This is a genomic window from Brumimicrobium aurantiacum, from assembly GCF_003402975.1.
GTDB lineage: Bacteria > Bacteroidota > Bacteroidia > Flavobacteriales_D > Crocinitomicaceae > Brumimicrobium > Brumimicrobium aurantiacum.
The window spans coordinates 1-2312 of record NZ_QURB01000019.1; the positions used below are offsets into that span (position 1 = coordinate 1).

Here is a 2312-nt window from a genome sequence, read left to right on the forward strand (position 1 = left end):
TTTAAAACCAAATCATTTTGCAAATTACCTGGTTATCGTTCTTAGTTTGGAGAAAAATCTTGAAAAAATAAAGCGTTCAATATGAGGGTGGGTTGTCCTACACGTGGTGGACTATTTACGATTAACGGTTCTGCACTAGGCGAAGTGGCGCTATCTCTTGATTCTAATTATTGCGCCATTTTGTTTAGTGCTTGTTAGTGGTATTTTATTGTTTAACAAATTTAGTTATCATTAAATTTCCATCAGAATATGATCTGATGAAGTAAATACCACTTTCTAAATTGGAAGTATTTATTTCTAGTTTCCCATACATTATTTGATCTGAATATTGAGCCTTACCTTTTGTGTCAACAATTTCAATTAGGTATGTTTTATTATCTTGAACTTCAAGATAAATACTTTCTTTAGCTGGATTAGGATATGCTATTAATTTAGATGTATTGTCCAAGTGATTCAATCCAATTATTGCTCCATTAAGATTTAAAACGTGGAAATCATTCACTGTAGTTACGTAAAAGACTGAATCCTTAACTGCTACAGAGTTTATTTGACCATTTAATGTTGAGTTATAGGAGCATAAATAAGTCGAAGAATTCTGAGTAATATGAAATGCACTTACTGCATTTGTTCCAATTTGAAATACGTAGTTGTTTTTGTAAACTAGTTTACCTAATGTGTTTCCACCTATACCTTGAAATAGGCCCACGGGATTGGTCGGATCAGAAATGTCTATTGCGTCAAAACCACTAGCTGTTTTCGAGACAAAAAGACGATTATTTGCTAAATCCGCAGCGATTTGAGCATAGCCTCCCCCAAATGTTGTCACAATCGTCATATTTAAGGGATCTGAAATATCAATGACTTGAAGCCCAGCGTTGGTTCCTACAAATGCATAGTTTCCTTGTATAGCTATGCCTTGTGAAAAGCTTCCCAGGTTTATACTACTAACCACTGAAGGTGTCGTTTTATTCGTGATGTCAATAGCGTATAAAATACTAGAACTAGTAGGCATGAAAGCATAATTTCCACTTAAAGCAATATCATAAGCTGTTCCGCTAAGATTCGTTGTTATGCCAACCTGAGTAGGAAAGTTGATATTTGAAATATCTGCAATCATGAAGTATGGATTCATCCCACCTCCAAAGTAGGCGTAATTACCATCAACCTCAATTGCCATAGGGAAGCTTGCAGGATTTCCTAAAGATGCCGTCGGTGTGGGTGAAGATGGGCTCGATACATCTATAAATTGAATACCAGAAGTAGTACTAGTTATGACTTTATCTTGGTAATATTCAATAATAAAATTTGCATTGTTATTCCAAATGCCAAATTCACTTATACATTGCGAAATCACATTACCTGAGAAAATAACGGCTAAAATTGCCAATTTAAACCTTTTCATCATTTTTATTTTTGATTTTATTGGAGTTCGATATTACCACTAACGTTCTGTGTATGGACAGTAGGGCAGGGTCGAAGGACTTCACTTTCAGTTTACCACTAAGCCAAAACAAACGTTTTTACTTTTAATTTTCTTTTTTGTTAAACGTCAAAACTTTGTTTTGGCGTTGCCTGCTCAGAGAACAGGACTTCCAATTTATCTCTAAATGCCCTATTGGCTATACACCTTGTTGGAGGTAGTGTTATTTTATCCTGGCGAGTCACACCATATTATCATTTTACAATTCTCTACTTGTCCCATTTCGTTGAAAAGGAAAAAATAATTGATCCCTGAACATATTTTTTCACCTTTAATATTGAATTCAATAATTGTCCAAGTTTTGTACTCAAGCCTTTCTGAAAAACGGATTAAGTAGTGATTTGGATCAAAATCTTTAAAGTCCTTTGTCAGTTGTATTCGATTTAATTTTTGGTCATTCTGTATTTGAATATTTTCAGTTTTCAAATTTGTCCATAGTAATGAGTCAGTCCACTCAAATTGTAATTTATTAAATGCTATCCTAGGATTAATTTCTAAGTAACTGGAATCATAAACAGTTAGCTTTTTTTCTGTGTCGTAATCATGATAGACGCAGTCACATCCTTGGTGAAAAGTAGAATCTGACTCAATATTATTTATGTAGTACTCTATTGCTTTCATTTCATAATTAACTTCTTGTCCAAAAGCATTTATGGTCAATATGAAAGATAATATGGTTATAATTTTTGTCATTTTACATTACCGCCAACGTCCAAGCTACGTATTGTCGCCATTCATTTTTAATTTAGTCTAAAGTAGTCATTTTATTTTAATCAAAATGTTCATTTTAAAAGTTTCGTTGGCGATAATACTTAGCGGGTGTTATCGGAAG

At 33.5% G+C, this 2312-nt stretch carries 2 protein-coding genes; both read right to left on the minus strand.

Translation table 11 applies throughout. The features are described 5' to 3' along the window. Positions 1-205 precede the first annotated feature (205 nt). Positions 206-1402, minus strand: a complete 1197-nt coding sequence (locus DXU93_RS14900) for a T9SS type A sorting domain-containing protein (protein WP_165851436.1) — start codon at positions 1400-1402, stop codon at positions 206-208. A 246-nt stretch (positions 1403-1648) separates the two neighbouring features. Then, positions 1649-2173 carry a hypothetical protein gene (locus DXU93_RS14905; protein ID WP_116882097.1) on the minus strand — a complete coding sequence of 175 codons (525 nt, stop codon included), beginning with the start codon at positions 2171-2173 and terminating at the stop codon, positions 1649-1651. Positions 2174-2312 lie beyond the last annotated feature (139 nt).

Bases quoted from the DNA above. Each gene is read 5' to 3' on its own strand.
- DXU93_RS14900 (WP_165851436.1), bottom strand. From the start codon at position 1,402: ATGAAAAGGTTTAAATTGGCAATTTTAGCCGTTATTTTCTCAGGTAAT.
- DXU93_RS14905 (WP_116882097.1), bottom strand. From the start codon at position 2,173: ATGACAAAAATTATAACCATATTATCTTTCATATTGACCATAAATGCT.